The organism is Nonomuraea antri (genome assembly GCF_013283785.1).
In the GTDB taxonomy this organism is placed as follows: Bacteria; Actinomycetota; Actinomycetes; order Streptosporangiales; family Streptosporangiaceae; genus Nonomuraea; species Nonomuraea antri.
This window is the reverse complement of record NZ_JABCPZ010000163.1, coordinates 1-26,304: the sequence shown is the minus strand read 5'-3', so window position 1 is coordinate 26,304 and position 26,304 is coordinate 1. Positions and strand designations below refer to the sequence as shown.

The window sequence follows — 26,304 nt, the reverse complement described above, 5'->3', positions numbered from 1 at the left end:
GTTCTGGATCTTGGGGGCCACGCGGGTGCCCAGCGGCGTCACCTGCGGCCCTGAAGGGGCGGACTGGGCGGGCCGCGCGGGCTGCGCCCCGGACGGCGGCTGCGGACGCGGCGGCGCGGACTGAGGCGCCGGCCCACCGGTCTTCGCACCGGACGGCCCACCGGTCTTCGTGCCGGAAGGCCCACCCGTCTTCGTACCAGACGGCCCACCGGTCTTCGCACCCGCGGCCGGCGGCCGGGGGATCTTCACCGTCTCCTCAGGAGACACGACCTTGCGGAAAGGCGCGGTAGGAGCATCGTGGGTAGGTTTCTTGTCGCCGCTGTCCGCCATGGCCTTGAGGTTACGTCACCACGATGCGGGATATTTCCTCTATTCCCCCAGCAGAATCTAATTCTGTAGGGTCTCCGGACATGAGGGGTTTCTATGAGATCGCGGCAGACGACCCGGGACGCCCTGCTCTACTGGGGGACGCGAGCACCACGTACGGAACGCTGCTCACCCGCGTCAACCAGGCATCCAACGGCCTGAACGCCCGCGGCGTCGCACCGGGCGACGCGGTGGTGACCGTGCTGAAGAACGGTCTCGACGCGCTGACCATGATGCTGGCGACCTACCAGATCGGCGCCTACCTGGTGCCGGTCAACTGGCATTTCACCCCGGAGGAGATCGACTACATCATCGGCGACTGCGGCGCCGGCGTGGTGGTCGCCCCCGACCGGCTCACGGTCGCCGAGCTGGTGTCCGGCCACCCGGACACCCCGCCCGCGCACCGGCGGGCCGGCTCGATGATGCTCTACACCTCGGGCACCACCGGACGCCCCAAGGGAGTGCGCCGCCGGTTGCTCGACCTGACCCCCGAGGACCTGTACCCGATCCTGCTGCGCAAGAGCTGGCGGCACTTCGGGCTGCCGCAGGGCGGGGTGCACCTGGTGTGCTCGCAGCTCTACCACTCCGCGCCGTACGGGCAGGCCATGATGGCGCTGCAGTTCGGCCACTCGATCGTGGCGCCGGAACGGTTCGACGCGGCCGAGACGCTGGCGCTGATCGAACGGCACCGGGTGACGAACGCGTTCATGGTGCCCACGATGTTCCACCGGCTGCTGGCCGTGCCGGAACGGGAGAAGCACGACCTGTCCTCGCTCACCCACCTCTTCCACGGCGCCGCCCCCTGCCCGCCGGCCACCAAGCAGGCGATGATCGACTGGCTCGGCCCGGTGCTCTGGGAGTACTACGGCTCCACCGAGGCCGCCGTCGCCACCATGGTGTCGTCGCAGGAGTGGCTGGCCAGGCCGGGCACGGTCGGCCGGGCGCTGGACGGGATGTCGTTCACGATCGTCGGCGACGACGGCCGCGAGGTGCCGCCGGGCGAGCCCGGGCTGGTCTACATCGGCGGGATCAACCGTTTCGAGTATCACGGCGACCCGGACAAGACCGCCGCCTCGATGCGCGGCCACGCCTACACCCCCGGCGACATCGGCTACCTGGACGACGCGGGCTACCTGTTCCTGCTCGACCGCAGAACCGACCTGATCATCTCCGGCGGCGTCAACATCTACCCGGCCGAGGTCGAGGCCGCGCTGCTCGAACACCCGTCGGTGGCGGACGTGGCGGTCATCGGCGTGCCCGACCCCGAGTGGGGTCACCAGGTGGTGGCGCTGGTGCAGCCCGCCCCCGGGGTGGTGGCCGGCGCCGAGCTGACCGCCGAACTGCTGGAGCACTGCGGGCCCCGGCTGGCCAGGCTCAAGCATCCCCGGGTCATCGAATACCGCGAATCGCTGCCGCGCACCCCCACGGGCAAGCTCAGCAGGAGGAACGTCAGGGAGGCGTATCTTTCCCGCTGAGCTGGGAAGAGACCACCCATGAGGGTGATCGTCGCGTCCGTGGCCGCCGTCGTCCTGCTGGCCGGGTGCGGGTCGCGGCCGTCGTCCCCGGGCGCGACGACGCCGATGCCCACCCCCACGGCCACCGGGTCGCCCACCGCCACCGCGTCGCCCGGCGTGGTGCAGCCGCAGGCGCTGGAGGCGGCCTACGAGAAGGTCATCACCGAGGTGCTGCCGTCGATCGTGCAGATCAACACCAAGGCGGGGCTCGGCTCCGGCGTCATCTTCGACACGGCCGGCCACATCGTCACCAACGCGCACGTGGTCGGCCAGGCCACCGAGATGAACGTGACGCTCCCCACGGGCGGGGCCGCGCGCACCGCCAAGCTGGTCAAGTCGTTCAGCGCCGGCGACCTGGCGGTGATCAAGGTGGACGACCCGACCGGGCTGCGTCCGGCCAGGTTCGGCGACTCGTCCAAGCTGCGGGTGGGTCAGATCGTGCTGGCCATGGGCAACCCGCTGGGCCTGTCGGGCAGCGTCACGAACGGGATCGTCTCCGCCGTCGGCCGCACGGTCACCGAGCCGCAGAACCCGGGCTCGCCCGGGGCCACGATCAGCGGCGCGATCCAGACGTCCGCGGCGATCAACCCGGGCAACAGCGGCGGCGCGCTGGTCGACCTGAACGGGCAGGTGATCGGCATCCCGACGCTCGCGGCCACCGACCCGGAGCTGGGCGGCGGCGCGGCGCCCGGCATCGGGTTCGCCATCCCGAGCAACACCGCCACCGACATCGCGGCTCAGATCGTCAAGGACGGCAAGGTCACCAACAGCCACCGCGCCGCGCTCGGCATCGAGGGCAGCACGGTGATCGGCGCGAACGGGCGACCCAGCGGGGTCGGCGTGGCCACGGTGCAGAAGGGCGGCGGCGCCGAGAAGGCCGGGGTCCGGGCGGGCGACGTGATCACGAAGATCAACGACACCCCGACGCCGACCATGGCCGAACTGGCCGAGGCGGTGGCCGCGTTCAAGCCCGGCGACCAGGTCCAGATCGAGGTGGTCCGAGCCGACGGCGCCAGGGAGCGGCTCACCGTGACACTCGGCGAGCTTCAGGGCGAGTGACCGGCGCCCGCGTGGCGGTCTCGCCCGCCCGCCGCACCGGGAAGGCCAGGGAGCGCAGCAGGCAGCAGGTCGCCACCAGCGACGCGGCCCCGGCCAGCGCCATCGTGACCGGCACGGAAACGTGCTCGGCCACCGTGCCGGTGAGCGCCGCCGCCAGCGCCTGCCCGGTCTGCATGCCGCTGCCCGCCAGCCCGAGCCCCTGCCCGCGCATCTGACCGGGCAGCGCGTCCAGGTACCGCTCCTGCGTGCCCAGATGCCCGGCGAACCCGAACGACGCCACCGCCACCAGCCCGGCGGCCACCCAGACGCCCGGCTCGAACGCGAAGGCCAGGTAGGGCACGGCCAGCAGCGTGTACAGCGGCACGGACAGCCGCAGCCTGGACGCCGGAGTCGTCCACCGGCCCACCACCAGGTCGCCGGCCAGCATCCCGCCGGCCGCCGCCATGAACAACACGCCCGCCGATTCGCCGGCGAACGGCACGTACAGCGCCTCGGCCCCGACGATCAGCCCGTTCGGCACCCACTGCGCCAGCAGCAGCCCGCGCAGCGCCGGGTCGCCGAGCAGCCGTCCGGCCCCGGCGATCGGCCGCCGCTCGCCCGCCCTGGGTCCGCCGGGCCGCAGCCCGGCCCGGTACACCAGCGACACCACCGTGGCCAGCGCCGCGCCGCACCACAGCGCGGCGTTCGGGCCGATCACGGTGAGCAGCAGCCCGCCGCCGGCGAATCCGGCGATCTGCATCGCGCCGACCGAGATGTTCAGCACCGAGCGGCCCAGCACGTAGCCGTTGCCCGGCAGCAGGTCGGCGACCAGCGCCAGGCGGGCCGCGTTGGTCACCGCCTCGACCAGCCCGACCGCCATCACCAGCGCCAGCATCGCCCACACCGGCAGCAGGCCGAGCGCCAGCACCACGATCACGCCGGCGCGCACCAGTTCCCACCCGGCCAGCAGCGGGCGCGGCGGCAGCCGGTCGGCCAGCCCGCCGAGCAGCAGCGCACCGACCGCCTGCGGCAGGAACCCGGCCAGGTACGCCATCGCGGCCAGGAACGGCGAACCGGTGTGCGCGTACACCAGCGTGGACAGGGCGAGCATGGTCATCGTGCCGCCGGCCACCGCGGCCGTCGACCCGGCGAAGAGCACCCGGAACTCCCCGACCGCGAACACGTCCCGATAAGTCCTCATACGGGGAGGGTGGCCGGGCCTCGCCGCGCTGACTACTGTTTCGTCAGGAGGCGAAACCTCGGGAGGCGAACACCGTGGCTCATCTGCAGTGCACGCCGGAGGACCTGACCAAGGTCAGGTTCGGGCTGTCGCCCATGGGCCAGGTCGTCGGCTCCATCAGCGTGTTGAACGGCGCGTCCGTGCCGCCCGGTCTGTCGCTCTGGACGGCACGCGTCCGCGCGCGCTACGAGCGGCTGCTGCACGCGCTCCCTGAGCTGCGCGCGCTGATCGAGCTGCACCGGGTCACCGACTACCTGCCCGACTTCTACTGCGTGCCGCCCGACGGCCTCGGCACCACCTTCGAGCAGGAGCTCGCCGCCGTCAGGCGCGTGCCGGCCGCGCGGGCCCGCGCCGACCTGCTGCTCAGCTACCGCGGCCGGCCGCTCGACCCCGCGCTCGACGTGCCCGACCCGTCGCGGGTGGTCGCGGGCGCGCTGGAGGCGCTGTGGCGCGACCTGCTCGCCCCCGACTGGCCGCGGCTGCGCGCCCTGCTCGAACGCGACATCGTGCAGCGCGCCGGCCGCCTTGCGGTCTACGGCTGGGCGCAGGTCTTCCCCGGCCTCGACATCGACATGGTGCTGGACGGCGACAAGATCATGCTGGGCAAGGTCGGCGGCAACTCCCACCGGCTGGGCGGCGTCGGCGTGGTGCTCATGCCGAACGCGTTCGGCGTCAAGTGCGTCTACCTGGACCCGCCGCGCGCCTACGGCCTGACCTACCCGGCGCTCGGGGTGGCCGCGCTCTGGGAGAGCGACGCGCCCGCCGGCGGGCTGGTGGCGCTGCTCGGGCGGGGCCGGGCGACGGTGCTGCTGGCGCTCGACGGGCCGGCCAGCACCAGCCAGCTCGTCGCTCAGCTCTCGATGACGCTCGGCGGCGTGGGCGATCACCTGGCCGTGCTGCGGCGTGCCGGGCTGGTCTCGCGCAGCCGCAGCGGCCGTTCCGTCCTCTACAGCCGCACCCCGCTGGGCGACGCCCTCGTCTCGTGACGGTGCCGCTCTCCGGCCAGGGCGCGCAGGTCGTCGCCGGTCAGCGTGGCGCCTCGCGCGTACGCCCGCTCGTACCGTTCGTCGCCGAGCGCGGCCCGTGCCCGAGCGGCCACCTCGGCCACGTCGCGGTCCCCAGCCAGGGTGAGGCCGCGCTGCGCACGTCCGGCGCCGAGCAGGAGCGCGGCGCGTTCGTGGTCGCCCGCCAGGTCCGCCACCCCGGCCAGCCCCTCCGCGGCCATCGCCAGGTGCGGGCGGCTGCCGAGGGCCAGCGCCCTGGTCAGGGCCTCGCGCTGGCGTTCCGCGGCCTCGGCTGCCTCGCCCAGGGCCGCCGCGATCCAGCCGAGCGCCACCTGTGCCTGCACGTAGGTCAGGTCCTCGCCGAACGCGCATTCGCCGTCGCGCCGGCCGGCCAGCTCGGCCTCGAAGCGGGCGCGGGCCTCGGCGTGCTCGCCGTCCCGCCTGGCCAGCTCGGCCAGGCCGAACCTGGCGCGGCCCGCGGCCTCCACCGCGCCGGCCGTCCCGGCCAGCTCCAGCGCCTCCTCGTAACCGGCCCTGGCCGCGGCGGGGTCGCCGAGCATGCGCAGGCCGTCCGCGCGGCGGCACAGCAGCTCGGCGCGGTCCTCCAGCGCGCCCAGCTCGCCCGCCAGCCGCAGCGCCTCCCCCATCAGGGACGTGAACCGCGCGCCGTCCCCCAGCCAGGCGGTCAGGTCGCCCAGCTCGGACAGCCCGGTCATCATGCCCCAGCGCTCGCCGAGCGCGCGGAAACACTCGATGGTCAGCAGGAACTCGCGTTCCGCCGCCGCCATGTCGCCGTGCATGAGCTGGGCGAGCACGCCCTGGCCCAGATGGCCGAGCCCGCCGATCCACGGGTCCCGGCTGTCGCGGACGCGGGTGGTGATGGCCTCGCGCAGCTCCTCGTCGAACGGGCCGACGAAGATCGACCAGAAGAAGACGAGCTGAGAACGGGTGTCGACCAGGTTCATCGCGCGCATCAACGCGCCGGCCGACTCCAGGTGGGGCCGCAGCTCCGGCCCGGTGGGCCCGGCGCAGAGCACGCACAGCACGTACTCGCCCTCCAGCCCGGCGGGCGGCCGGGTGCCGAGGGCGGCGAGCAGCGCGCGGGCCGGGGCCACGCCTTCCGCCCGGCGCCCGCGCAACCACCAGTACGTGGACAGATCGGCCAGCAGCCGCAGCCCGAGCGCCGGGTCGGACTCGGCCGCCCAGCGCACGGCGGCCAGCAGGTTGCCGTGTTCGGCGTCGAGCCCGGCCAGCCAGCCGAGCTGCTCGGCCCGCAGCAGGTGGGGCGCGGCGGCACGCAGCAGGTCGAGCACGTGTTCCGCGTGCGCGCGCCGCAGCGACTCGGCCTCACCCGCCTCGGCCAGCCGTTCGGCGCAGAAGGCGTGGATGGTGCGCAACATCCGGTACCTGTCGCCGGCCACCTCGATCAGCGACTTGTCGGCCAGGCCGGACAGCACGTCCACGGCGTCGGGCACCCCGCACACCCGCTCGACCGCGGCCAGCGTCGCGCCGCCGGAGAACACGCTGAGCCGCCTGGCCAGCCGCTGTTCGTCCGGGTCGAGCAGGTCCCAGCTCCACTCGACGATCGCGCGCAGCGTGCGGTGCCTGGGCTCGGCCGTCCTGCTGCCCCTGGACAGCAGCGCGAACGCGTCGTCGAGACGGGCGGCCACCTCGGGCACGGGCAGCGCGCGCAGCCGGGCCGCGGCCAGTTCGATGGCCAGCGGCAGACCGTCGAGCGCCCGGCAGATGCGCAGCACGTCCGCGGCGTTGCCCGGGCCGACCGCGAATCCCGGACGCACGGCGGCGGCGCGCTCGGCGAACAGCCGCACGGCCGCGCCGGTCAGCGGCGGCCGGCCGTCCTCGGGCAGCGTCAGCGGGGTGACGGGGAACAGGCGCTCGCCGGTGATGCCCAGCGCCTCCCTGCTGGTGGCCAGGACGCGCAGCCGGGGGCACGAGCCGAGCAGCCGGTGCGCCAGCGCGGCGGCCGCCTCGACCAGGTGCTCGCAGTTGTCCAGCACGAGCAGCAGGCTCCGGCCGGACAGCGCGGCGACCAGCCGGGCCACCGGGTCCGCCGGGCGGCTGTCCTGCAGCAGGCCCTCGCGCAGGCCGAGCGCGGCGAGCACGGCCTGGGGCACCTGGACGCCGTCGTCCAGGCCGCCGAGCTCGACGAAGGCGACCTCGTCAGGACGGGCGGACGCGGTTTCCACGGCCAGCCGGGTCTTGCCCGCGCCGCCCGGCCCGATCAGGGTGACCAGCCGGGACGAGTCGAGCAGGCCGGTCAGCGCGCGCAGCTCGTCGTCCCTGCCGACGAAGCTGGTGAGCTGCGCGGGCACGCCGGTGAGCACCGCGGCGGGTTCCTGATCGGCGGAGGTCGGGGCCTGGAGCTCGCCGCGCAGCATGGCCAGGTGGATCGCGGCCAGCTCGGGCGACGGGTCGACGCCCAGCTCGTCGGCCAGCATGGCGCGCGCCGACTCGAAGGCGGCCAGCGCCTCGCTCTGCCGTCCGCTGCCGTGCAGCGCCCGCATGAGCTGGCCGCGCAGCCGCTCGCGCACCGGGTCGGCGGCCACCAGCTCCCGCAGCTCGCCGACCAGCTCGCGGTGGCGGCCCAGCGCCAGGTCCGCCTCGACGCGCTCCTCGACGACGTCGAGCCTGAGCTGCTCCAGCCGGGTGGCCTGCGGCTCGGCGAACGGCGCGTCACGCACGTCGGCCAGCGCGGGCCCGCGCCAGAGCGCCAGCGCCCGGCCGTAGATCTCGGCTCGCGCCCTCGGGTCGGTCTCGGCCCGTCCTTCGGCGGCCAGGCGCTCGAACACCAGCGCGTCGACCTCGTCCGGCTCGACCGCCAGCCGGTAGCCGGCGGGGTGGAACTCCACCGGGGCATCCGCTCCCATGCCCTTGCGCAGGCGTGACACCTGGGACTGCAGGGCGTTCACGGCGCCGGGCTGCTCGCCGTACAGGCCGTCGACGAGGCGTTCGCCGGTGACGACGCGGCCGGCGTCGAGCAGCAGCATGGCCAGCAGCGCGCGCAGGCGCGGCCCGCCGGCCGCGATGGACGTCCCGTCGGACCGGCGCGCTTCGAGCGGGCCGAGTATTCCAAACCGCACAGGTCAGAGTATCCCGGAGCGCGCGAAAGCGGCGTCTTCCTGCCGATCGCTCACGCGGGCGCCTGGGTGAGCCGGTAGCGCGAGGGCGGGATGCCGTACCGGTCGACGAACGCCTGACGCAGCGTCTCGGCCGTGCCGAACCCGCAGCGGCCGGCGATGGCGGCCATCGGCAGGTCGGTCGTGGCCAGCAGGTGGGCGGCGGCCTCGGTGCGGGCGTTCCTGACGTACTTGCCCGGGGTGTGCCCGAGCTCCTTGAGGAACAGCCGGGTGAGGTGCCGCTCGCTGACGCCCGCACGCGCGGCCAGGACGGGGGTGGTGAGATCGGAATCCAGGTTGCCGGCGATGTCGTCCATGACCCGTTTGACCAGGCTGTTCGCCGGCGGCGGCGTGCTGACGAACATGCTCATCTGGGCCTGGTTGCCCGGCCGCTGCAGGTAGGTCACCAGGTTGCGTGCCACGGTCCTGCTCAGCTCGGTGTCGTGGTCCTCCTCGACGAAGGCCAGCGTGAGATCGAGCGCCGCGGTGACGCCGGCCGAGGTGGCGACGTCGCCGTCGCGGATGAAGATCGGGTCGGCGTCGACGATCACCTTGGGGAAGCCCACGGCCAGCTCCCTGGCGTGCTGCCAGTGGGTGGTGGCGCGTCTGCCGTCGAGCAGGCCGGCCGCGGCCAGCACGTGCGCGCCGGTGCACACGGACGCCACGCGCCGGCTCTCGCGGGCCAGCCGGCGCACGTGCGCGGTGATCAGGCGGTTGCGCGAGGCGTCGAGATAGCCGATGCCGCCGGAGACGATGATCGTGTCGAGCGGCCCGGTGATCCGTTCCAGCGCCTCCTGGGCCTGCAGGATCAGCCCGCTGCCACAGGTGATGGGGTGCCCGCCCAGGGTGGCGACGCGTACCTCGTAGTACGGGAGCCCGCCGTGCCAGTTCGCGCTCTCCAGCGTGGAGGTGACGCAGGCGATGTCGAGCAGCTCCGCCGCCTCGTAGGCGACGACGATCACTCGCCGGGGTGTCATGGTTCCGACCCTAGGTCCGATGGACATATAACCCAAGTTTCCGGACACATACCCCTACCGGGTGTGGGCTTCAGCGCGGAAACCGGCCAGAGTCATGGACATGACGAACACGACCCCTACCACCGCCCCCGCGAAAGCCGTCGACTGGCGCAGGTTCGCCTGGCACTACGTCGAGATGATCATCGCGATGTTCGTCGGGATGTTCGCGCTCGGCTTCCTCCAGGACGCCGTCGGCCTCTCCTCCCACCGCGACCACCCCGACCTGGGCTACCTGGTCATGGCGTTCAACATGTCCGTCGGCATGGCCGTCTGGATGCGCTACCGGCGCCACGGCTGGGCCTCGACACTGGAGATGTGCGCGGCCATGTTCGTGCCGGCCGTGCCGCTGTTCCCGCTGCTCTGGACGGGCGTCATCGACGGCGGCTTCGTGATGGTCGCCTCGCACGTGCTCATGTTCCCGCTCATGCTGGCCGCGATGCTCTGGCGGCGCGACGAGTACGCCGGGTGCCACTAGTGCCGCTCGGCCTTGCGGTAGCCGTCGAGCACGTCCTGCCGCAGCAGATGGCCGAACCCGGCCCGCTCCAGCCGCATCCCGAGCATGGCCGGGGTGGCGCCGAGCGCCTCGGCCGTCGCGGTCATGTTCCAGCCGTGCTCGGCCAGCCTGCTCAGCAGGTAGCCGCGCTTGCTCTGCGCCACCGACAGCCGGAAGGTCTTCAGGTACGCCAGCCGGCCGTTCTCGTCGGTTATCGTCTCGCCGATGTGGTTCTCCCGCCGCCGGTCGAACGACGGCAGGAAGCGGTTCAGCGTGAAGCGGCCGAGCCGGTACACCCGCATCTCGTACGCGTGCGACTCGGTCAGCCCCGCCGCCATCACCGTGTCGTGGAAGTCGGCCCAGTCCCGCTCGTGGCCGGCCGCCTGGGCGCGCAGGTCGGCCAGCGTCGACACGCGGGTCTCGTCGATCCTGACCGGGACGTCCGCGACGGAGTGGAACAGGGCGTACTGGTAGATCTGCTCGCCGTACATGTCGCGGATCAGCGTCGGGTGCAGCACCCGGTAGTCCTCGGGGTGCGGCACCACGAAGGCCGCGGCCAGGGCGTCGGCCACGTACAGCAGCAGGCCGCACTGCCCCGGGTAGATCTCGAAGACCTTGAGCGCGTCGTCGAGCCCGGTGATCTGGGCGCCGGTGTAGGCCTCCTCCACGCGCGGCGACAGCCCGTCGGCGAGGGCCTGGCGCGACCACTCCTCCCAGGCGATCAGCGGGCCGCCGAAGTGCAGCGCGAGGAAGCCCTCCATGGCCAGGTGCAGCGGCAGGAAGCGCAGCCGGTTCTTGTCCACGCGCCGGGCCATCCTGCGCTCGAACCTGATCGGCAGGCACTCCCTGGGCTCGCCCAGCTGGGTGCCGAAGGCCGCGGCCGGGGTGCCGTCGCCGGTCCAGGACGCGACGAACGAGTGCGGCACGTACGACGTGTAGACCGTCTTGTCGGGCAGCGACACCACGGTCAGGTCCTCGCCGTACGCCCGCGCGTGCAGCCGCAGGTCCACGATGGGCCGGGGCCGGACGAGCGGCACCAGCCGCACCGCGCCCCACGTCTGCGCGGGCCGGGTCTCCAGCCCGGTCAGGTCGATCATCGCTCGGCCGCCCTCTCCTCCAGGTAGGCGCGCAGCTCGCGGGCGCCGCTGCGGCCCGTCGCGAACTTGGCCAGCTCCACCAGCGCGGGCAGGTCTTCTGCGTCGCGGATCCCGGCCGTCGGCACGGCCGGCGACAACCGCCGCACTTCGAGCCGCCCGGCGTCGAACACCGGGTTCAGATGCACGATCCCGACCTCTCCCGCCGGGTCGAGCCTGCGCCGCCACACCCGCAGCACCTCGCCGGCCAGCCCGGGAGGCGCGTTGTCCCAGCCGTCGGAGACGATGACGAGCTGGTCGGGACGGTGTTCCAGGGCGTCGATGACGCGCACGCCGAGCGAGGTCGGCCCCGACGGGCGCACCAGCAGCGGGTCGCCGCGCTCCGACAGCCATAGCCCGCGATACGACCCGGACAATGCGTCGAGCAGGTAGTGGCAGGCCAGCGCGACCGCCAGCGGGCGGCGCTTCTTCACCGGCGAGCCGTAGGAGGAGAAGCTGTCGTCCAGGACCGCGACGACCTTCCCCCACGTGCCGCGACGGGCCCCGGCCGTCCGCGCCGCCGAGCCGCGCAGCCCCGCCTCCAGCTCCGCGCGCCGCTCCAGCCTGGCCTCGATCGGCAGCGACAGCACGTACGACGCCAGCTTGACCAGCGGCATCGCGGCCAGGTCCGCCTGGGTGTCCAGGCCGTCCCTGCGCCCGGACTCGGTCAGCCGCAGCCGCTCCAGCCTGGTCAGGCTGGGCGCGATGCGCTCCAGGAACACCTTTCTGGGGATGCGGTGCTTGGCCGCGAAGCCCTCGGCGACCGTGTACGGCAGCTCGTACAGCGCCTTCTTGTCGTAGTGCGCGCGCCGCCAGGTCTCCAGGACCGGCGTCTCGTACCGGGCCCGCGCGAACGGCTTGAACAGGAAGTCGGACAGCTCGCCTTCGAGCCGCAGATGCGCGTGACGCACCGCGGACTTGACCGCGGTGCGGTACTTGACCGCGTCGAAGGCGAGATCGGGCCGCGCGGCCAGCCAGTCGCGGATCAGCGCGCGGGTGCGCCGGTTGTTGACGCCGTCGTGCCGCAGCGCGCCGAAGAGCCGGTAGACCCGCGGCGGGCTCATCAGGGCCAGCCGCCGCGCGATCAGCCGGCCGTCGCCACCGCCGCCGCGCTGACCCAGCACGTTGCGGATGATCAGCGCGGCGTTGTGGTCGTTGATGTCCAGCGCCAGCGTCGCCGCGTACACCTCGGGATAGTTGCCCTGGATGTAGCGGTGCAGGAAGTCCAGCGAGAGCCGCTGCTCGCCCGCCGTGCCGTGGAACTCGCGTTGTCCGGTGGAGGTGATGGCGGCGTTGGCGAAGAGCAGCACGTCCTCGCACTCGATCAGGTCGGCGTAGGTGTCCATCGGTCCCCCGGAAGGTCGTGGACTGGCCGGGGAAGGGGGGCACGAGCTGCGAAGCATCACTGTTGAGGTGGGTTCCGGAAGTCGCACCGAAGTCCCGCGGCCAGTCTGATCATGACCTTAGCCAGCGATTCGCCCTACCGCGACGGGATTTCCGTCGCGGCGTTCACGACTCGCCGGACAGCGCCGCCGTGCCGATCGACGCGCTCGAGATGACCCTGGCCGCGGTCGTGGTGGACGACGCGGACGTCAGCTCGGTGAGCTGGGCCCGGTTGAGCGCGTGCACCACGAACTGGTAGGTGTTCACCGTCCGGGGGGAGCAGGGGCCCTGGTAGCCGTACAGGCTCGCGCTGCCCCGGTAGTAGATCTGCCTGGCCCCGGCGGGGACCGAGGGCCGGTAGGCGTGATCCACGTTCTGCGGCAGCGAGGTCGCGCTGACCGGGATGTCGTAGATCACCCAGTGGATGAGGTTCCAGTTGTCGAGATCGCGCATGACGATCGCGTAGCTGCGGGCGGTGTCCGGCGCGCCGGTCCAGGCCAGGGGCGGGGATTCGTTGCGCTGGCGCGGGTCGTTGCGTCCGTCGCTGGTGCACTCGTGCACCTTGGGCATCACGCCGCCGTTCACGAAGGCGGTGCTGGTCAGCGCGAACGCGTTCTGATGTGCCGCCGGCTGGGCGGCGAGGAGGGCGGTGGTGAGTGTCGCGAGCAGAGTGTGCGCCACGACGAGTTTTACGCTCACAGAGGGCTCCTGGGGAGTGTGGTGGTGCTCCGTCGGTTTGCCGCTGCTGTTCACATGGGGTGTGCTCGTAGTGTAAAGACCGCGTCATCCGCCCGCCACCACCGCCGCCGGTTTGCGCAATTTCCATGCATGTACCACTATTGCTGCTGCAAATACAGAGCGTCTGCAACTATTACCGGAGGCGGACATGTCCAGCAACGCGCAGCCACAGGACGGCGACATCCTGGCGACCCTCTCGTACGTCGCCCAGCTCAACGGCCGCCCGGCCAATGCCAGGGACCTGGCGCCGCTCGCCTTCGCCGGCCACGCCCACTTCACCGCCATGCAGGTGCGCGACGGCCGGGTCAGGGGCCTCGACCTCCACCTGGAACGGCTGCGCAACGCCTCCAAGGAACTGTTCGGCCAGGCCCTGCCCGACGAGCAGGTACGCGCCCACCTGCGGACGGCGCTGGCGGCCGGCCCGGCCGACCTCTCGCTGACCGCCACCGTCTACTCGCGCGTGGGCGAGTTCACCGCCTCCGGCGGCGAGGCGCCGCCGGACCTGCTCGTCCGCACCGCACCCGCCGCCTCCGGGCCCGAGGGTCCGCTCGCGCTGGCCGCGGTCGAGCACGAACGGTTCCTGCCGGCCGTCAAGCACACCGGCGAGTCGGCCAAGACGTACTACCTGCGCGAGGCCGTCGGACGCGGCTTCGACGACGCCGCCTTCCTCGACCGCCGCGGCCGGCTGAGCGAGGCGTCGATCTGGAACCTGGCCTTCTGGGACGGCACCGCCGTGATCTGGCCCGAGGCCGAGATGCTGACCGGGACCACGATGGGCGTCGTCCGCCGGCGGCTCGACCGGCTCGGGGTGCCGCAGCGCGTCCAGGAGGTCACGCCGGCCGACCTGCCTTCGCTGTCCGGGGCCGTGGTGATGAACTCCTGGACGCCTGGCGTGCCGGTGCACCGCATCGGGGAGACGTCCTTGCCGGCCGCGCCGTCCTTCGTGGACCTGCTGCACCGCGCCTACGCCGACGAGCCGCCGACCGCGCCGTGACCCGGCACGGTCATGGCGCCGTCGCTGCGTGGTCACGCGGGATCCGGGACATCGCCGCTCCGACGGCGGCCGGCGCGGCCTGACCGGCGTCCGCGTGCGTGCCCACCCCCCAGCACGATCGCCCGTCCCGGCGGCAGTGGGCGTACACCGTCACCTCCCGCGCGGGTCCGGCGTCGATGCGGTGCAGGGCGCGAACGTCGACCCCGAGCGCGGCGAGCGCGGCCGTCACGCGTTCCGTGCCGGCGGCCGGGGGAAGCCCCTCGACGTGCAGTTCCGCCGTGACGCCCCCGGTCTCGCGAGCGTACGCCGTCGCGTCGGGCCCGCCCACGTACTCGCGGTCGAACAGCGTCTTGATCCGGTCCGCCGTGAGCTCACCGCCGGCCGCGTCGGCCTCGGCCTGCACGATCCGCACGAACTCCAGCTGAAGCGGACGCGGCAGGTGCAGCCCGTGCCCGGCGGCCAGCACGTAGGCGATCCCGCCCTTGCCTGACTGGCTGTTGATCCGCACGATCGCCTCGTAGGTCCGGCCCACGTCCGCCGGGTCCAGCGGCAGGTACGGCACCGTCCACGGCAGGTCGCGCGGGCTCAGGCCGCGGTCCGCCGCCTCGCGCTCCAGCTCGTCGAGCCCCTTCTTGATGGCGTCCTGGTGAGATCCGGAGAAGGCGGTGTACACCAGGTCGCCGCCGTAGGGATGGCGCGGATGGACGGGCAGCCCGTTGCAGTGCTCGACGGTGCGCCTGACGGCGTTGATGTCGGAGAAGTCGATGCCCGGGTCCACTCCCTGGGTCAGCAGGTTGAGCCCCAGGGTGACGAGGTCGACGTTCCCGGCCCGTTCGCCGTTGCCGAACAGGCAGCCCTCGACGCGCTCCGCGCCGGCCAGCAGCGCCAGCTCCGCGGCGGCCACCCCGGTGCCGCGGTCGTTGTGCGGGTGCACGGACAGGCAGACGTGCTCGCGCCGGGTGAGGCGGCGGTCGAGCCATTCGATCTGGTCGGCGAACACGTTCGGCGTCGACCGCTCGACCGTGGTGGGGAAGTTGAGAATGATCCCGCGGCCCGGCTCGGGCTGCCAGACGTCCATGACGGCCTCGCAGACCTCCAGGGAGTATTCGAGCTCGGTGTCGTTGAAGAGCTCGGGCGAGTACTGGTAGCCGAAGTCGCAGTCACCGAGCAGCCGTTCCGCGTACTTCATCACCAGCCGGGTGCCCTGCACCGCGAGGTCCTTGCACTCGTCCCTGGTCATGCCGAAGACCATGCGCCGGAACTGGGGCGAGGTCGCGTTGTAGACGTGCACGGTGGCCCGGCGGGCGCCCTCCAGGCTCTCCACCGTACGGTGGATCAGCTCGTCGCGCGCCTGGGTCAGTACGGTGATGCGCACGTCGTCCGGGATCAGGTCCTTCTCGATGAGCAGCCGGACGAAGTCGTGGTCGGCCTGGCTGGCGACGGGGAAGCCGACCTCGATCTCCTGGTATCCCATGCCGACGAGCAGCTCGAACATGGTCAGCTTGCGTTCCAGGCCCATCGGGTCGGCCAGCGACTGGTTGCCGTCGCGCAGGTCGGTGGACAGCCAGCGCGGCGCGGTGGTGACGACGGCGTCCGGCCAGGTCCGGCCGGGCAGGCTCACCTTGGGGAACGTCGTGTAGCGAGTTGCGGGTCGCCGGTCTGACATCGGGATCTCCCCTCAATGGCGACGTCGTCCCTTCCGGGCGACGGTCGATCGTCCTGATGTCAAGAGTGGCGCTCGTCACTATCGGACCGGCTTTGCCCGGCTATTGGAGTGTCCGTTGGCTCAGGACAGGGCGCCCCTGGCAGCCAGTTGATCAAGAACCCGGCCGGCGATCTGAGGATCCATCCGGGCGGTGAGCCGCATCGCGCGCCCGAGCATCGACTCCGCGGTCGCCGGATCGCCGATGCCCGCGTGCGCGTCACTCAGGACGACCAGGATCAGCGCCTCGTCGAGCGGCACCCCCATGCTGACGAACAGGCCCAGCGCCTGGTCGCCCGCGGTCACCGCGCCGGCGGGGTCTCCCTCCGCGAGCGCGAGCTCGGCCAGCGCCGCCAGCACGCGCGCCTTGGCCAGCCGCTCCTTGGTCATCTCGGCCAGCAGCAACGCGTGGCGTAACGTCGCGCCCGCCTCCTCCAGCTCGCCCAGCCGCAGCTTGGCCATCCCCGTGCAGTGCAGGATGTACGCCTCCCCCGTGGGGTCGCCGATCTCCCGGATGGCCGTCAGCGCCTCCTCCAGCGTCTCCACCGCCTGCGCGGGCTCGTCCGCCTGCAGTTGCGCCTGACCGAGGCGGTAGAGCACCTGGGCCTTGAGCCGCCCGCCCACCCCGCCTCTGACCAGGGCCATCGCGTCGGACAGCAGCTCCTTGGCGCCCTGGTGATCCTGCCTGATCACGTGCACCTGGGCGAGGTTGTGCAGGATGTAGATGCGGGTGCTCTGGGACCCCACGTCGCACGACAGCTCCAGGGCGCGTTCGAAGTGCGCGGCGGCGTCGTCGAGCCGGCCCGCCACCAGGTCGAGGTGGCCCCGGCCGGCCAGCACGGAGGCGAGCGCGCCCTCGTCGCCGAGACCGGTGAACAGGTCGATGGCGGCGCCGAAGTCGGCGCGGGCGTCGTCGAAGCGCTGCTCGGAGATGGCCAGCGCGCCGTTGCAGTAACGCATGGCCGCCTCTCCGCGCAGGTCGCCGGCCTGCCTGGCGGCGACGAGCGCGATCCGCTGGGTCTCACGCCAGTCGTCGAGGTAGACCCGCGACTGGAAGAACGTGGCCGCGCCGAGCGCCAGCCCCCAGCAGATCTCGGCCAGGCCCGCCTGGGCGGCCTGCTTGATGCCGGACACGAGGATGGAGCGCTCGCGTTCGAACCAGGAGGCCGGCGACGCGACCAGCCGCTCGACGGCCTTCTCCGGCAGCGACCAGGTGGCCGCCACGCCGGGGAACATGATGCGGTCCTCGTGCTCGCGCCGCCTGGCCGCCTCCACCAGCGACAACAGGCCGCCGAGCACCCGGGACAGCGCGCTGTCGCGCTCGGCGGCGGGCTCCTCGGCCGCCAGGCGCTCCCGGGCGAAGACCCGGATGAGGTCGTGGAAGCGGTATCGGGTGTGGACGCCGCGGCCGGGGCCGGTGGTCTCGATGAGCTGGGCGTCCGCGAGGTCGTCGAGCAGGTCCTGGGCCTCGTCTATGGGCCGGTCGAGCAGGGCGGCGCTGAGCCAGGGCGAGAAGACCTCGGACTCGAGGATGGCCAGCCGCCTGAACAGGATCCTGGCGTCTTCGCTGAGACTGTCGAAGGTGAGCGAGATGCTGGCCCTGATTCCCATGTCACCGTGCATGAGCTCGTCGAGCCGCCTGGTTTCGTCCTCCAGCCGGTCCACCAGCTGCTCGACGCTCCAGTGCGGCCGGGCGGAGAGCCGCACGCCCGCGATGCGCAGGGCCAGCGGCAGATGGCCGCACAGCTCCGCGAGCGCCACCGCCTCACGGGGCTCGGAGCGCACGCGGTCCACGCCCACGATTCGGGACAGCAGTTCCAGCGCCTGGGCGGAGTCGAAGACGTCCACGTCCACGTGCACGGCTCCGGACAGGCCCGCCAGCCGGCTGCGGCTGGTGAGGATCACCGCGGATTCCGGGTTGCCCGGCAGCAGGGGCAGGACCTGGCTCTCCGAGTTGACGTCGTCGAGCACGACCAGCACCTTGCGGTCGGCCAGCAGCGCCCGGTAGAGCTCGGCGCGTTCCTCGAGACCGTCGGGGACGGCGGTGCCCGTCACCCCCAGCGCGCGCAGGAACCGTTCGAGCACGCGGATCGGGCTGACCGGCTGGGCCGAGCCGCCGTGCAGGTCGGCGTAGAGCTGGCCGTCGGGGTAGTGCTGGACGACGCGGTGCGCCGTGTGGACGGCGATGGTGGTCTTGCCGATGCCCGGCTTCCCCGCCAGGGCGACGATGGGCACGGCGTAACCCGCCCGATCCTCCTCGGCGACGACCAGCCGCTGCGTGATCTCGTCGATCTGCTTGGTGCGGCCGATGAAGTCGGCCACGTCGGTGGGCAGCAGCCGTGGCACGGGAGAGGGCCCCTCGCCGACGGCCCGCGGCGGCGGCGCCGGCGGGCCGAGCGCCGGGTCGGAGCTGAGGATCGAGCGTTCGAGCCGCTGCAGCCGCTCGTCGGGCTCGATCCCCAGCTCGTCGATCATGGTTCGCCTGGCTTCGCGATACGCCTGCAGGGCTTCCGCCTGGCGGCCCGAGCGGTAGAGGGCGAGCATGAGCAGCCCGCGCAGGCGTTCGCGAAGGGGATGTTCGGCCACCAGGGCGGTGAGCTCCCCGACCAGCTCGTGATGGCGGCCCAGCTCCAGTTCCAGCTCGATGCAGTCCTCGTAGGCGGCGACGCGGTCCTCGTTGAGTCTCCTCGCCGCCGCGCTGACGACTCTGCTGTCCATGCCCTCGACCGCCGGCCCGCGCCACAGCGCGAGTGCCTCCCGATAACGTCCGACGGCCTGCTCGGCCTTGCCCTGCCTGCGGTCGGCCCTGGCCTGACGCACCAGCGCGTCGAAGCGGCCGGCGTCGAGCTCCTCCGTCGGCACCCTGGCCACGTACGCCTGGGACTGGGTGACGATGAGATCGGGTCTGCCGTGCTCGGCGAACAGGCGGCGAAGGGCGGAGATGCAGATCTGGATCTGCGCCCGGTAGGTCGGCGGCGGAGCGTCCTCGTAGATCGTCTCGGCCAGCCTGGAGATCGTGACGGCCTTGCCCGCATCGAGCAGCAGCATGGCGAGAACGGTCTGCTGCCTGCCCCCTCCCAGATCCAGCCGGTGGCCGTCGTCGATGACCTCCAGCGGACCCAAGACGCGAAACTCCACCCGCATCTCCCCTTGATGCTGGATTCACTCCCCGTGAAGGTCCGATTCCTCCGCTCGACACACTAATTCATCAATCTGCTTCCCTGCTATCGAGAGGAAGACGGACCATTGTTCTGTCGCCGATCAGGGCCAGCTCCCGCAGCACATGTCGGGGCCCTGCGTGGAGACGGGGGCCGGAGCCGTGGTGTCGGCGGTCGCGCCGGCGCTCGGCCCGCTGACGATGAACGCGATGACGAGAAGACCGGTGCCGACGAGACCGGTGAGACGAATGAACGGCTTGTTGTTCATGGTCGTACCTCATGTTCCTAGTGATGCGTCGTGCTTATGGGTAAACCGTAGGAAAGGCCGCCATCGCCTCGGTATCGAATCGTCATCCGGCAGTTCAGAGGGGTTGCGAAGGCCCCTGAGTCAGCCTCGGCACCGACTCGACCAGCCGCCGGGTGTAGGCGTGACGCGGCGCGCCCAGCACCGCCCTCGTGTCGCCCTGCTCGACCGTCCTGCCGCCTTCGAGCACCACCACCTGCTCGCACAGCTCGGCCACCACGGTCAGGTCGTGCGAGATCAGCACCAGCGTGAGCCCGCCGGTGTGCCGGAGTTCGGCGAGCAGGTCGACGAGCCGCACCCGGGTGGCCAGGTCGAGCGCGCTGAGCGGTTCGTCGGCCAGCAGCGCGCGTGGCCCGCACACGATGGCCCTGGCCAGCGCGATGCGCTGCCGCTGGCCGCCGGAGAACTCGTGCGGGTAGCGGCGCGCGGCCTCCTCCGGCAGCCCCACCGCGCGCAGCGCGCCGGCCACGCGCCGCCTGGCCTCGGCGCGGCGATCCCGGCGGGGCAGCAGGCCGAGTGACCGCAGCGGCTCGGCCACGATCGCGTCCACGCGCTGGCGGGGGTCGAGCGAGGAGTACGGGTCCTGGAAGACCGGCTGCACCGCTCGCCGCAGCGCCCGCTCGCGCCCGGGCAGCGGCTCGCCGTCCAGCAGCACCTGCCCGGCGGTGGGCCGCAGCAGGCCGAGCATCAGCCTGGCCAGCGTGGTCTTGCCCGCGCCCGATCCCCCGACCAGCGCCAGGCCGCGCCCGGGCGTGACGTCGAAGCTGACGTCGTGCAGCACGTCGGGGCCGCACCGGTAGGCGTAGCGCACGTCGCGGACCGACAGCAGCGGGGCGGTCAAGGCCGGATCCCGTCCAGCGCGCCGCGCAGGCGGAGTGCCGCCGCCACCAGGTCCCGCGTGTACGGGTGCCCGGGTGAGCGCAGCACGTCCTCGACGGGTCCGTGCTCGACCGCGCGCCCGTCGTGCAGCACCAGCAGCCGGCGCGTGACCCCGGACACCACCGCCAGGTCATGCCCGACCAGCAGCAGGCCCATGCCGCGCGCGGCGACCAGCCCGTCGACCAGCGCCAGCAGCTCGGCCTGGACGGTGGTGTCCAGCGAGGCCGTCGGCTCGTCGGCGATCAGGAGCGCCGGGTCGCAGGCCAGTGCCAGGGCGATGGCGGCCCGTTGCCGCTGGCCGCCGGAGATCTCGTGCGGGTAGGCCCGGGCGACTCGTTCGACGTCGGTCAGGCTCACCTCGGTCAAGGCGTCGAGCACCGCGCGGCGCAGGGCACGCCCGCGCAGGCCGCGATGGCGCCGCAGCGGCTCCGCGACCTGCGTGCCCACGCGCATGAGCGGATCGAGCGAGGTCAGCGGCTCCTGGAACACCACCGCGACGGAACGTCCGCGCAGCCGGTCCAGCCGTCGCTGGGGCGCGCCGACGACCTGCTGTCCCGACAGGAGCACGGTGCCCGAAGCGGTCATGCCGGGCGGCAGCAGCCCGATGAGCGCCAGCACGGTCAGCGACTTCCCCGCGCCGGACTCGCCGATCAGCCCGAGCCGGTCCCCGTGCCTCACCTCGAAGGACAGATCCGTCACGAGGTCGCCGCCCCCTGCCGCCCGGACGGTCAGGCCCCGCACCTCCAGCAGGCTCATGCGCGTCTCCGCAACGTCGGGTCGGCCACGTCACGCAGGCCGTCCGCGGCGAGGTTGGCCCCGATCACGAGCGCGACCAGCAGCACCCCAGGTGCGACCACGGCGAACGGCGAGGCGAACACGGTGGACTGGGCCTCGCGCAGCATGCGTCCCCAGGAGGAGTTGGGCGGCGGCGGGCCGAGCCCGAGATAGGAGAGACCGGCCTCGGTCAGCACGGCGAGGCCGAGGTTCAGCGCCAGGTTGACGGCGAGTGTCGGCCAGATGTTGGGCAGCACGTGCCCGGTGACGATCCCGAGCCAGGAGGTGCCCGACGTGCGGGCCGCCGTGATGTAGTCCTGCGCGAGCACCCGCTTGACCAGCACGCGGGTCAGCCGGGCGATCACCGCCGACATGGCCAGGCCGATCGCGACCACGGCGGAGAGCAGCGACGCCTGCCTGACGGCGAGCACCAGCATGGCCAGCAGCAGCGTCGGGACCGCGATGAGGATGTCCAGCAGCACGGCGAGCACGTCGTCCAGCCACCGGACCGCGAACCCGGCCAGCAGCCCGGCGGGCACGCCCAGCGCCCCGCCGACGACGACCGCGCCGAGACCCGCGGCCAGCGCGATCCGCGCGCCGATCATGAGCTGGGTGAACAGGTCGTGCCCGAGCCTGTCGGTGCCCAGCCAGTGCGCCGCGCCCGGCGGCTCCAGCCGCCCGCCGGTGGTGTCGCCCGGCGCGTACGGCGTCCAGAACAGGGAGACCAGCGCGGTCACGGCCACCACGGCGATCAGCGCGCAGCCGGCGGACAGCCGCACGGACCTCGCGCGGGACGGCCCCCTTGGCCGGCGTCTCATGCGAGCCCGCCCGCCACCGTGCGCCGCAGCCGCGGATCGACGAGCCGCTGCCCCAGGTCGGCCAGGAAGCCGATCACCAGCACGGCGCACGTGCTGAGCACCAGGATCGCCTGGATGACCGGATAGTCGTGCTGCGCGAACGCCTTGACCAGCATGCTGCCCAGCCCCGGCAGCGCGAAGACGTTCTCCACCACGACCGCGCCGAGCAGCGTCGTGGACAGTTCGACGCCGAGGATCGGGATGACGGGCGCGGCGGCGTTACGCAGGCCGTGCCGCCAGATCGCGGCGCTCAGCGACGCCCCGAGCGCCCGCGCGGTACGCAGGTAGTCGGCGTTGATCACCTCGACCGCGGTCGCGTGCACGTAGCGGGTCAGCGAGGCCGACATGACCACGCAGATGGTCAGGACGGGCAGCGTCAGCGAGGCGAGCGCGGCGGCGGGATCGGCCCAGTCGGTGGTGGGGAAGCCGCCCGCGGGCAGCCAGCGCAGTTTCAGCGCGAACAGCGTGATCAGCAGCAGCCCGATCCAGAACACCGGGATGGCCAGCCCGAGCTGGGACAGCCCGGACAGCACCGTGCCGTACCAGGTGTTGCCGCGCAGCGCGGTCACGAACCCCGCGGGCACCGCGATCAGCGTGGACAGCAGGAAGGACAGCAGCGTGAGCGGGCCGGTGACGGCCAGGCGGACGGCGACCTCGGGACCCACGGCCAGCGAGGTGACGAAGGACCGGCCGAAGTCGAGCGTGACCATGCTGCCCGCCCAGGCGGCGAACTGCTCGTGCATCGGCCGGTCCGAGCCCAGCTCGTGGCGGGCGGCGGCCACCTGCTCCGGCGTGGCGCCGACGCTCAGCAAGGCGTTGGCCGGGTCGCCGGGCAGCAACCTGAGCAGCACGAACAGCGCCACGCTCGCGGCCGCCAGCGAGACCACGAGCAGCAGCGACCTGCGCAGAAGGTAGCCGGCCATGAGGTCAGCGCTTCTCGATCCCGTAGACGGGGAACTGGGCGTTCAGGCCGTTCGTGGCGTAGCCGGTGACGTCCGCGGAGCTGACCACGATCTGGGGGTTGAGGTACAGCCAGTCGCTGGCGGCGTCTTCGGCGATCTGCCGGCCGGCCTGGCGCAGCAGCCGGGTCTGGTCGTCGAGGCTGGAGGCCGACTCGGACTGCTTGATCAGCTCGGCGACGCGGGGATTGTCGTAGCCCCAGTAGAAGTTGGGGTCGCCGTACCAGCGGATGTCGCGGTCGTTGACGTGTTCCTGCAGCGTGGCGGCGAAATCGTGGCGCTGGTAGACGCGCCCGTACCACTCGTCGGCGGTGATGACGCGGATGTTCACGGTGATGCCGATCTTGGCCAGCTCGGACTTCACGAACTCCGCGATCGTGGGGTGCGGGTCGTAGTTCGGGGTGTCGAGCGTGAAGGAGAACCCCTTGCGCAGGCCGGCGTCGGCCAGCTTCTGCCTGGCCGACGCGGGGTCGTAGGCGTTGATCCCGGTGAGGTCCTCGTACCAGGGATCGCTGGGCGGCACCATGGAGCCGATCAGGATTCCGTGGTCGTCCCAGATCGAGCGCAGCAGCTTGGCCTCGTCGATGGCGGCGCTCACGGCCTGGCGGACGAGCACGTTGTCGAAGGGCTCGCGCCGCAGGTTGAACGCGAGCAGCAGCTTGGTCGTGGACCTGCCCTCCGTGATCCGGAAGCCGGGACCGGCGAACTGGGAGAGCGCGTCGGGGTTCTGCTCGCTGGTGATCAGGTCGACCGAGCCCGATAACAGCGCGTTGTCGAGGGCGGCCGCGTCGGTGAAGTAGTGGAAGACCACGCGATCGGTCTTGGGCCGGGCGCCCCAGTACTGGGCGAACCTGTCGAGCGTGAGCGTCGCGCTCCGCTTCCAGCCGGCGACGCGATAGGGGCCGGTGCCGTCCTCCTTGGTCGCGGGATCGGCGAGGGCTCGATTGGTGATCCACACCTGGGTGAGGTTGTAGGTGAACGAGATCGACTTGGCCGACAGCTCGACCACGACCGTGTGCTCGTCCGGCGTGGTCACCTTCTTGATCACGCTCAGCGCGCTCTTGCGGGCCGACTTGGAGGTGACGGAGATGATCCGTTCGAGGCTGTGCTTGACGTCGGCCGAGGTCAGCGGCGCGCCGGAGTGAAAGCGGACGCCAGGCCGCAGGGTGAAGGTGTAGGTGAGGCCGTCGTCGCTGATGGCGTGGCGGGTGGCCAGCAGGTTCTCCACCGTGCCCGAGTCCGTGAGCCTGAACAGCCCCTCGTAGACGTTGCCGCCGAGCGCCTCGGTCGCGCCCTGGCCGCCGCCCCCGGCGTTGTCGAGGTTCTGCGGCTCGTACAGGGAGCCGATGTTGAGTGTGCGGGGCTGCGAGGTGGTGCTGCCCGGCGTGGAGGAACAGGCGGTGGCGGAGAGAACGGCGAGAACGAGAGCGAAAAAGCGCCACGCCATCTGGCTTCACAGCCTTCCTGGATCGTCGCGTTGCAGGACCATCGCAAGGTCATTCTGGCGGCTATCGCCCGGCGCGGCCACCGCGCGTACCCGGAACATTGCTCTGACGTGCCAGAATGTCCTTCCGTTCGCGACGATCCCGGGTCACTCCGCGATCTTCGTGCGACCGGTCCAGCGGAACACGAGACTGTCCGCGGCGACGCGCTCGAAGTGCTCGTACCCGGCGCCGCTGGGAATCTTGACCTTGCCGTACGCGGCGGCGTCCTTGCTGACGCGCTGCTCGGCGGGGATGTGCGACGGTCCGCCTTGCAGCACGACTTCGACGGTGGCTTCGCTCATGGGTGAACACCTTTCCGGCTCGATGACGGTGCCAGGAATCCCATGCTCGCCTCGGCCACCCGCCGCACCTACCCCCTAGACACCCCTGGCCCGCGCTGAAGGCCGGCCCGGAAGCGCGGCAGCGCGTCGGTGGCGAGCCTGGCCGACAGCGTCTCCAGAGCGGCGACGACCTGCGCGGCCTCCTCGTCGTCACCGGCGTGGAAGGCGGAGATCACCGCATGGTCGACCGGGATGCCCTCGACCTCCATCTCACGCGGGGACTTGTCCGGGGCGTGGCGCACCAGCGTGCGGCGGCGGTCGTTCGGATCGGTCTCGGTGACGACGACGCCGGCGTCGCGCAGACGCGCCACCGACGCGGAGACCAGGCTCTGCACCAGCCCGGTGCGCTCGGCGATCTCCCGGACGGAGGTGCCGGGATGTTCGTCGATGTCGGCGGCCACGACCATGCTCGACCGCACGCCGACAGGCGAGAGATTGAGCCCCACGGTGGGCAGGGCCTCCTCGCCCATCCGCATCAGGGCCCTGCCGAGGAGAAACAGTTGTACAGCGTTCACTCACCCATCATACATCCATTAGTGATACATCTCTCATTGATGCATCTATTTTTGATGCGCTATGGTGAAGCCATGGACGAGACGAGGAACGGCACCGTCCGGGTGCCAGGAGCGCAGTTGCACTACGAGACGCGGGGATCCGGTCCCCTGCTGCTGATCCTCCAGGGCGGCGACGGCGACGCCGGACTCACCGAAGACCTGGTAGGCCGCCTGTCGGCACACCACCGCGTGGTCACCTACGACCGGCGAGGCGTGTCGCGCAGCACGCTGGACGACGGCGACACGCGGCCGTGGAGCCTGGGCCTGCACGCCGACGACGTGCACCGGCTGCTGGCCGAGCTGACCGGCGAGCCGGCGATCGTGCTCGGCTCCAGCATCGGCGCGCTCATCGGCCTCGACCTGGCCGCCCGTCATCCCGAGCAGGTCGGCGTGCTGGTCGCGCACGAACCGCCGGCGATGCGGCTGCTGCCCGAGCCCGAGTGCGCCCAGGCGCTGACGTTCCTGTCGGAGGCCGTGCTGACGTACGAGGAGCACGGGGTGGGCCCGGCCATGATGAAGATGCTGGCGTTCAACGGCATCGACCCCGGGCGCATGGAGACCGAGCCCGGCGTGGCGATGCCCGAGCCGAACCCGCATCGCATGGCCAACGCGGCGCTGTTCCTGAGCCGCGACCTGCCCGCCGTGCGCGACTACGAGCCGGACGTGCCGGCGCTGCGGACCGCGGCGCCGGTGATCGTGCCCGCGCTCGGCCAGGCGTCCGCGGGCCTGGCCACCCACCGCTGCACGCAACTGCTCGCGGAGACGATCGACCGGCAGGTCGTGGAGTTCCCCGGCGGGCACAACGGGATGATGACGCATCCCGTCGCGTTCTCGTCCAGGCTGCGCGAGACGCTGGACGCACACGTGCGGCTTTAGCTCCCGATTAGTCCCCGCTTAGCGCCCCGGCCGACCGTGTCCGCTGGGGCGCTTTGCCCCTTGCCGACAGAACGACCTGCTCAGGGGCAGAGGGGACGATCTCGCGATGAGCAATGAGGACAAGTTCCGCGAATATCTCAAGAGGGCGACGGCCGACCTGCGTCAGGCCCGCCGGCGCATCGCCGAGCTGGAGGACACCGCGCCCGAGCCGATCGCGGTGGTCGGTATGGCCTGCCGCCTCCCCGGTGGCGCGGAGACACCCGAGGATCTGTGGCGGCTCGTGTCAGAAGGCATCGACGCCACCACCACCTTCCCCACCAACCGCGGCTGGAACCTCAACACCCTCCACCACCCCAACCC

The 26,304-nt window shown here is 72.2% G+C and carries 23 protein-coding genes; 7 read left to right on the top strand and 16 right to left on the bottom strand.

Going from position 1 to position 26,304, the window contains the following annotated elements:
* The first annotated feature begins 410 nt into the window (after positions 1-410).
* Together HII36_RS38050 and HII36_RS38045 are read left to right on the top strand one after the other, a co-directional pair.
* Positions 411-1,841: an AMP-binding protein gene (locus HII36_RS38050; RefSeq protein ID WP_173528178.1), complete on the top strand. Its 1,431-nt coding sequence runs from the start codon at positions 411-413 to the stop codon at positions 1,839-1,841.
* An 18-nt stretch (positions 1,842-1,859) separates the two neighbouring features.
* Positions 1,860-2,939: a S1C family serine protease gene (locus HII36_RS38045; protein ID WP_173528177.1), complete on the top strand. Its 1,080-nt coding sequence runs from the start codon at positions 1,860-1,862 to the stop codon at positions 2,937-2,939.
* Here HII36_RS38045 and HII36_RS38040 read toward each other — a convergent pair.
* Positions 2,905-4,119 (bottom strand): MFS transporter, encoded by a 1,215-nt coding sequence (locus HII36_RS38040; protein ID WP_173528176.1) that lies wholly within the window; start codon positions 4,117-4,119, stop codon positions 2,905-2,907. The genes HII36_RS38045 and HII36_RS38040 overlap by 35 nt on opposite strands.
* Positions 4,120-4,193: 74 nt before the next feature.
* Between HII36_RS38040 and HII36_RS38035 the strand changes: the two genes are divergently transcribed.
* A complete protein-coding gene (locus tag HII36_RS38035) occupies positions 4,194-5,144 on the top strand; it encodes an ArsR/SmtB family transcription factor (RefSeq protein ID WP_173528175.1) in 951 nt (316 codons plus the stop codon).
* Here the strand turns inward: HII36_RS38035 and HII36_RS38030 are convergent.
* Positions 5,105-8,263, bottom strand: coding sequence for a BTAD domain-containing putative transcriptional regulator (locus HII36_RS38030; RefSeq protein WP_173528174.1), 3,159 nt, complete (start codon positions 8,261-8,263; stop codon positions 5,105-5,107). The two genes, HII36_RS38035 and HII36_RS38030, sit on opposite strands and share 40 nt — an antisense overlap.
* Before the next feature lie 50 nt (positions 8,264-8,313).
* On the bottom strand, positions 8,314-9,276 hold the full coding sequence (locus HII36_RS38025) for a GlxA family transcriptional regulator (RefSeq protein ID WP_173528173.1): 963 nt from the start codon (positions 9,274-9,276) through the stop codon (positions 8,314-8,316).
* 100 nt (positions 9,277-9,376) lie between these two features.
* Between HII36_RS38025 and HII36_RS38020 the strand changes: the two genes are divergently transcribed.
* Positions 9,377-9,790 carry a hypothetical protein gene (locus HII36_RS38020; RefSeq protein WP_236004305.1) on the top strand — a complete coding sequence of 138 codons (414 nt, stop codon included), beginning with the start codon at positions 9,377-9,379 and terminating at the stop codon, positions 9,788-9,790.
* Here the strand turns inward: HII36_RS38020 and HII36_RS38015 are convergent.
* The 3 genes from HII36_RS38015 to HII36_RS38005 all read right to left on the bottom strand — a co-directional run bounded on the left by HII36_RS38015 (position 9,787) and on the right by HII36_RS38005 (position 13,023).
* Positions 9,787-10,905 (bottom strand): ARPP-2 domain-containing protein, encoded by a 1,119-nt coding sequence (locus tag HII36_RS38015; protein ID WP_173528171.1) that lies wholly within the window; start codon positions 10,903-10,905, stop codon positions 9,787-9,789. The genes HII36_RS38020 and HII36_RS38015 overlap by 4 nt on opposite strands.
* Complete coding sequence (locus HII36_RS38010; protein ID WP_173528170.1) at positions 10,902-12,287, bottom strand: hypothetical protein; 1,386 nt, start codon at positions 12,285-12,287, stop codon at positions 10,902-10,904. Before HII36_RS38010 ends, HII36_RS38015 begins: the two co-directional genes overlap by 4 nt.
* Positions 12,288-12,450: 163 nt before the next feature.
* Positions 12,451-13,023, bottom strand: a complete 573-nt coding sequence (locus tag HII36_RS38005) for a YbhB/YbcL family Raf kinase inhibitor-like protein (RefSeq protein ID WP_217370473.1) — start codon at positions 13,021-13,023, stop codon at positions 12,451-12,453.
* Between the two features lie 187 nt (positions 13,024-13,210).
* On the opposite strand from HII36_RS38005, the gene HII36_RS38000 reads away from it, so the two are divergent.
* Positions 13,211-14,056, top strand: a complete 846-nt coding sequence (locus HII36_RS38000) for an aminotransferase class IV family protein (protein ID WP_173528169.1) — start codon at positions 13,211-13,213, stop codon at positions 14,054-14,056.
* 10 nt (positions 14,057-14,066) lie between these two features.
* Here the strand turns inward: HII36_RS38000 and HII36_RS37995 are convergent, their stop codons facing one another.
* The 10 genes from HII36_RS37995 to HII36_RS37950 all read right to left on the bottom strand — a co-directional run bounded on the left by HII36_RS37995 (position 14,067) and on the right by HII36_RS37950 (position 25,029).
* Complete coding sequence (locus HII36_RS37995; protein WP_173528168.1) at positions 14,067-15,722, bottom strand: 2-isopropylmalate synthase; 1,656 nt, start codon at positions 15,720-15,722, stop codon at positions 14,067-14,069.
* A gap of 120 nt (positions 15,723-15,842) precedes the next feature.
* Positions 15,843-18,896: an AfsR/SARP family transcriptional regulator gene (locus tag HII36_RS37990; protein WP_328808077.1), complete on the bottom strand. Its 3,054-nt coding sequence runs from the start codon at positions 18,894-18,896 to the stop codon at positions 15,843-15,845.
* 123 nt (positions 18,897-19,019) lie between these two features.
* Positions 19,020-19,184, bottom strand: coding sequence for a hypothetical protein (locus tag HII36_RS37985; protein WP_173528166.1), 165 nt, complete (start codon positions 19,182-19,184; stop codon positions 19,020-19,022).
* Positions 19,185-19,278: 94 nt separating this feature from the next.
* A complete protein-coding gene (locus HII36_RS37980) occupies positions 19,279-20,061 on the bottom strand; it encodes an ABC transporter ATP-binding protein (protein WP_173528165.1) in 783 nt (260 codons plus the stop codon).
* Positions 20,058-20,855, bottom strand: coding sequence for an ABC transporter ATP-binding protein (locus HII36_RS37975; RefSeq protein WP_173528164.1), 798 nt, complete (start codon positions 20,853-20,855; stop codon positions 20,058-20,060). Before HII36_RS37975 ends, HII36_RS37980 begins: the two co-directional genes overlap by 4 nt.
* On the bottom strand, positions 20,852-21,652 hold the full coding sequence (locus HII36_RS37970; protein ID WP_217370472.1) for an ABC transporter permease: 801 nt from the start codon (positions 21,650-21,652) through the stop codon (positions 20,852-20,854). The genes HII36_RS37975 and HII36_RS37970 overlap by 4 nt, the downstream gene beginning before the upstream one ends.
* A 35-nt stretch (positions 21,653-21,687) precedes the next feature.
* Positions 21,688-22,653 (bottom strand): ABC transporter permease, encoded by a 966-nt coding sequence (locus HII36_RS37965; protein WP_173528162.1) that lies wholly within the window; start codon positions 22,651-22,653, stop codon positions 21,688-21,690.
* 4 nt (positions 22,654-22,657) lie between these two features.
* Positions 22,658-24,136 (bottom strand): ABC transporter substrate-binding protein, encoded by a 1,479-nt coding sequence (locus HII36_RS37960; protein WP_173528161.1) that lies wholly within the window; start codon positions 24,134-24,136, stop codon positions 22,658-22,660.
* Between the two features lie 144 nt (positions 24,137-24,280).
* Positions 24,281-24,475, bottom strand: coding sequence for a DUF5988 family protein (locus HII36_RS37955; RefSeq protein ID WP_173528160.1), 195 nt, complete (start codon positions 24,473-24,475; stop codon positions 24,281-24,283).
* Between the two features lie 68 nt (positions 24,476-24,543).
* Complete coding sequence (locus tag HII36_RS37950) at positions 24,544-25,029, bottom strand: MarR family winged helix-turn-helix transcriptional regulator (protein ID WP_217370471.1); 486 nt, start codon at positions 25,027-25,029, stop codon at positions 24,544-24,546.
* Between the two features lie 72 nt (positions 25,030-25,101).
* On the opposite strand from HII36_RS37950, the gene HII36_RS37945 reads away from it, so the two are divergent.
* Both HII36_RS37945 and HII36_RS37940 read left to right on the top strand, forming a co-directional pair.
* Entirely contained in the window at positions 25,102-25,944 is an 843-nt protein-coding gene (locus tag HII36_RS37945; RefSeq protein WP_173528159.1) for an alpha/beta fold hydrolase, read from the top strand.
* Between the two features lie 106 nt (positions 25,945-26,050).
* A partial coding sequence (locus HII36_RS37940; protein WP_173528158.1) for a polyketide synthase docking domain-containing protein occupies positions 26,051-26,304 on the top strand: 254 nt, incomplete at its 3' end.